Source organism: Streptomyces phaeoluteigriseus (assembly GCF_001896135.2).
Taxonomy (GTDB): Bacteria; Actinomycetota; Actinomycetes; order Streptomycetales; family Streptomycetaceae; genus Streptomyces; species Streptomyces phaeoluteigriseus.
In genome coordinates this window covers 1-5,225 of sequence record NZ_MPOH02000039.1, presented here as the reverse complement: position 1 = coordinate 5,225, position 5,225 = coordinate 1, and the positions used below count along the sequence as shown (strand labels likewise).

The 5,225-nt window shown below is 69.3% G+C and carries 4 protein-coding genes; 3 read left to right on the top strand and 1 reads right to left on the bottom strand.

Annotated elements, in window-relative coordinates; genetic code table 11:
• Positions 1-110 precede the first annotated feature (110 nt).
• The 3 genes from BM536_RS37385 to BM536_RS37375 all read left to right on the top strand — a co-directional run bounded on the left by BM536_RS37385 (position 111) and on the right by BM536_RS37375 (position 4,450).
• A complete protein-coding gene (locus BM536_RS37385; RefSeq protein WP_079275286.1) occupies positions 111-554 on the top strand; it encodes an ATP-dependent DNA ligase in 444 nt (147 codons plus the stop codon).
• 44 nt (positions 555-598) lie between these two features.
• Positions 599-3,772: an NACHT domain-containing protein gene (locus tag BM536_RS37380; protein ID WP_073499841.1), complete on the top strand. Its 3,174-nt coding sequence runs from the start codon at positions 599-601 to the stop codon at positions 3,770-3,772.
• 345 nt (positions 3,773-4,117) lie between these two features.
• Positions 4,118-4,450, top strand: a complete 333-nt coding sequence (locus BM536_RS37375; RefSeq protein ID WP_342748883.1) for an ATP dependent DNA ligase — start codon at positions 4,118-4,120, stop codon at positions 4,448-4,450.
• Between the two features lie 592 nt (positions 4,451-5,042).
• Here BM536_RS37375 and BM536_RS37370 read toward each other — a convergent pair.
• The coding region (locus BM536_RS37370; RefSeq protein ID WP_211363018.1) for an ALF repeat-containing protein at positions 5,043-5,225 on the bottom strand (183 nt) is incomplete at its 5' end.

Here is a 5,225-nt window from a genome sequence, read left to right as displayed (position 1 = left end):
ACGTTTCCCCACGCCCCGACCAACGAGCGAACAAGCCGACGGTCACTTGATCAACAACTTCTGTTAGGACCTCTAAGAGGGCTGAGCGCTCCCCTGGAAGGCATGACCTCATGTGGACACTGCCGGAGCCGATGCTCGCTGCCTCCGTGCCCGATCCCGCTCTGCTCCCGGGGTGGGCCACCGAGGTGAAGTGGGACGGATGGCGGGCACTGCTCTCCCTGGATGCCGGGCGCCTGGTGCTGCGCTCCCGCAAGGGCACGGACTTCGTCCCTTCCTTCCCCGAGGTGTGTTCCGGTACCGCGCAGCTGCCGGACGCGACCGCGCTGGACGGGGAGCTGGTGGCGTGGGACTGCGGACGGCTCGCCTTCGAGAGGCTCCAGGGACGTTTGCAGCGGCGCGGCGTTAGCTCGGCCCGGCTCGCCGAACAGTGGCCCGCTCACTTCGTCGCGTTCGACCTGCTGCGCATCGCGGGCACCGACACGACCAGGTGCGTGCGGCTTCGCGGTCCTCCGCGTCCTTCGAATCATACCGACGGGACCACCAGCGCGCGATAGCGTCGCCCTCGGGCCGCGCCTGTAGAAATGCGGAAGTGAGGGACATGGTGGCACGCAGACTCCTGGCGTTCGCCGACGCTCTGGTGCTTCTCGGTGCCGAGCCGCCGAGGCTGGCGGCGTTGGATCGGGCGCTCGGTGGGGCGTTGAATCTGGCGACCGCCGGGGTCAGCGGCACGGTGATCGGCATGGCCGACGCCAACGGACGCATCCTCGGCCTCGGACGCGAGGCGATCCGCGGCGTCGGCGCCCGTCTGGACCGTACCCAGGGGCGTGCGGAGCGGACCGATGTGCTGCGCGCGGCGCACACGGTCATCGTCGTGGTGGCCTTCTTCGAGGCGATGGAGGAGTTGGGGCTTCCGTTCACCCTCGCCGAGGTGCGGTTGACCCGGGACGAGCAACTCGCCCTCGCCCAAACCGAATCGGGCTCGACCCCGCAGACGCCGGACCTGGTGTCGCTGCTGCTCGCCACGGACCTGCCCTGCCCGGCACCGCACATACCCGCCTCGGCGCTCACCGCGATGCTGCTCGCCCGTTACGCGGACTACGCCCGCAGGTTCTGCGCCTTCCTCGAAGGCCTTGCCCTCTGGGAGCACATGGACGCGTTGCGGCGCCTTCGGGCCCATGCGGCTCTCATGGATGACCTGCCGCGCGCGGCGCATGACCGATACCAGAGCCTGTACGTCGAGCTCGCCAAGGAGGCACCCGAATTCGGTTTCTGGGTCACACATGTGGCGCAGCAGGCGATCCACACAGACGTCGGCCGTGCCCTGTCCGGGATCGAGACTCTCCTCACCCGCACCACCGAGGCGCTGCGCCCGCCGGTCGACGTGGCCTCCGCGCTGGCGCGCGCTCACCGGGCGGCGCTCGCGCACCCTGTGCTGGACGCCGCGTCGGCGCCGGACGGCATCAGGATTCCCACCCTTCAGGACCTCTACCTCGACCCGGACTTCCGCGTCAGTGCCGTTTCCGGGCAGGCCGCACCGGCCGACCACGAGTGGTGGGGGCGACTGCCCCTCCGCCGAGACCTCACCCGCTACCTGGCAGGGGCCCTCACCTCTCCTCAGCTCGCCGAGGCACCCCTGCTGATCCTGGGCCAGCCCGGTGCCGGCAAATCCGTCCTCACCCGGGTGCTCGCCGCACAGCTCCCCTCCGTCGGTTTTCTCCCCGTGCGCGTGCCGCTGCGGGACGTCCGGGTGGAGGACGAACTGCAGGACCAAATCGAACAGGCGATCCGCGCCTGCACCGGCGAACGGGTCAGCTGGCCGGAACTGGTGCGCGCGGCAGGTGGCAGTACTCCTGTTCTGCTCCTGGACGGCTTCGACGAGTTGCTGCAGACGACCGGCGTCCACCAAACCAACTTCCTGGAGCGCGTGTCCCAGTTCCAGCGGCGTGAGGCGGACCAGGGGCGGCCCGTGCTGGCCTTGGTGACGAGCCGGACCTCCGTGGCCGACCGCGCCCGATACCCCACCGGCATGGTCGTCCTGCGCCTGGAGCCCTTCCGCGCCGAGCAGATCACGACCTGGCTGGCCGTGTGGAACGAGGCCAACATGGCCGGACTCCCGGCGCACGACCGCGGCCCGCTCACTTGGCAGCACCTCGAGCGGCACGCCGAACTCGCCTCCCAGCCACTGCTGTTGACGATGCTCGCGCTCTACGACGCTGCCGAGGGTGCTCTGCGGCGCGCCGACGACGACTTCGACGTCACCGAGTTGTACGAGCAGCTGTTGTCCTCCTTCGCCCGGCGCGAGGTCGGCAAGACGACACTCCACGCCGCCTCCGACGAAGACACGGCCGCCCTCGTCGAGCAGGAACTGCAACGCCTGTCGCTCGTGGCCTTCGCCCAGCTGAACCGGGGTCGCCAGTGGGTGTCGGCCGACGAACTCGAGCAGGACCTCACCGCCGTACTGGGCAGGCAGCCGGTGCGGCCACCGGGATTCCGCACCCCGCTCACCGCCGCCGAAACGGCGCTCGGCCGCTTCTTCTTCGTCCAGCGAGCCCAGTCAGTGCGGGACGGCCAGGTACTCGCCACCTACGAGTTCCTGCACGCGACCTTCGGCGAGTATCTGGCCGTACGCCTCACCCTGCACCTGCTCACCGACCTGCTCGCACCCCGCCCCGCGCTCTCGCTCGGCGACACCCGCATCGACGACGACCTCGCCTACGCACTGCTTTCCTACACCTCCCTGGCGTCCCGGCAGATGCTGCGCTTCGCCCGGTCGCTGACCGGCAGGCTGTCCATGGCGGAACGGCGCCGCCTGACTCGGACCCTCATCCAGGTTCTGACCCAGCACACGACGCGCACCGGTGACCAGCACCCGGCCTACCGGCCCGCCCTGCTGCGCACGACGACACGCCACGGCCTGTACGGTTCCAATCTCGTGCTCCTGACGGTGCTACTCGCCGAGCGCTGCTCCGCCGCCGAGCTGTTCCCGGGCTCCGCGGACCCGCAGGGTGCCTGGCACCGGCACTGCCTGCTGTGGCGCTCAGCGATGAACGAGAGCCAATGGACGGACTTCGCTCTGTCCCTCGACGTGCATCACACGTGGGACGGCGAGGGCCGGTCCCTGGAGATATCGCTTAGGTCCGAGCCAGGCACCCCACCACAGCCCCTCGACATGAACTGGCACTTCCGCTACCCGCGAGGCAGCGGAGGCCCAGGCTGGTCACGGTCGTACTGGGACGAGCTGTGGCACAAAACGGCTGTGTCCGGCGGAACCAATGATTCGGTGATGCGGCATGCCCTGGACCCGGTATTCCGTTGGCTCGGCCAGGCCGTGACCATATTCAGTCCGGTCGACGGTGCTCCGGCCTCATCGCTCGCCCACGACCTGCTCGAACTGCTGCTGGCCGATCGCACGACCATGAGCGACAGGCAACTCGGCGATCTCTACGACCGGGCGCTCCAGGGAACGCGGCTGCTGATGGACATGCGCCACCCCCATCTGGTGTCGGCCGTGCACGCCCTTCTCACGGCCTTCAGCCAGGACAGGGGACGCGTCCCCGACGACGCACACGACGACGTCCTGCAGTTTCTGGCACAGCTCATCCAGCTCATGTTCGGTGACAGCGAGAGGGCACAACCATTGCCGGTGACCGTCTTCGATGCACTCTCCCATACGCTGGCATCCCACCGACCCTTGGTGCACGCCCTCATATCGGCGGAAGACCGGGCCCTGATCACGCGCCACCACGATCCGGCCACCGGCCCACCGGAGTGAGCAGGCAGGCCGACGGCCGGCGAGGCAGTCGGTTGGCAACCCCGGTTGCTTCGCCCGCCCGAAGCCCACGTTTGCCCCGGCTGGTTTCGCTGAGGCGTATGCGCTCTACGCACTTCGAGCGACAGTGCATCGAACCTCAGCCCGTTTCAGTCGACTTGCTTCTACCTCAAGGCGCCCCGGTGATCCGGCTCCGGCCCCGCATGTGCCGGACGAGATCAGACCCAGCCCGGGAGCGCGGCACGCGAAGCCAGGAACGACCATGCATAGCGCAGCGTCGGAATACTCCTACTTCACCAGCAGATCCGCGAGACGAGCGAGGCGATCGTCGGCGCGATCACCGGCTCTCTGGCCGTTCCCCGCACGCTGCTGCTCGGCAGGTACGACATCGAAGGACGCTTTCAGTACGTCGGGCGCACCACCACCCTCGCCCAGGCGGCAGGTGCTGCGGTGGCCGGTCTGCTCGCTGCGGGGCGGCGCGGTCACCCGTGGACAGGCTGGTCGTTCTCCGCCGGGTGGGGCAGCCAGGAAAAACTGAACGTCACGCTGGTCGAACCCGAGCTGGTGGTGGAAGTCGGCGTCGACGTCGCCCGCGATGCCTCCGGCCGGTGGCGGCATCCCGCACGCTGGCACCGTGCCCGCCCCGACCTCTCCCCTGCCGACCGACGCGCAACCGGCTGAGCGCGCCCCGATCCCCGGGCGTCCGCGCCGCCCATCCCGCCCGCCCTCCATCCTCAACTCCAGCCAGGGCATGGTCGAAGGGGGGTCGCAACGGGGAGGCCAGCAACCCAACCACTGAGTGCTTAGGCCGACGCCCCGGTCCCCCCGGGGCCGTCGGACGGTCAGGCGGTCAAGCCCTCGTTCGTGCCGATGACGATGAGTTCGCGGCTGAACTCGGCGAGGGCTGCGAAGACGTGGAAGACCAGCCGGCCGCCGCGGCTGCGCGGCTGCCGCCCCGCGCAGCAGGGGCGGCAGCAGCAACGTGCGAGGTGTTTTCTACCTCTCCTTCCCCTTGATCAGGAAGAATGCCACGACAGCGCCTCCGAGGAGCAACATGACGATGGTTGCCGGCCAGTTGTCTGTTATCGCCGCTGCCTGTGGGTACACATTTCCTCCTACATGATCCCTCCGGCGAGCACTCCGCCAGCCAGTACGCTCCATTGACGCCCCGGCCCATCATGCGGAGGCCTTCAGCGCCTTGGCGGCGAAACCCGCCTTGGCTCCGGAGGGGCGTGCCACCCGGGCGACGCGCTGTGGTGCGGCGCCGTGCCGGTCAGGCGACCTGGTACCTGCCGACTTCCAGGAAGTGGCGCAGTGCTTGGGGTGTGTTGTCGTCGAGGGCGGCGTTGGCTGCCCCGCGCAGGGCCGGGCTGATGGATGGGTCGGCGAGGATACGGGCGATGGCGACGCGGTCGTCCTCGGCCTGGGCGATCCGGTAGCCGGTCTCCAGCCAGGC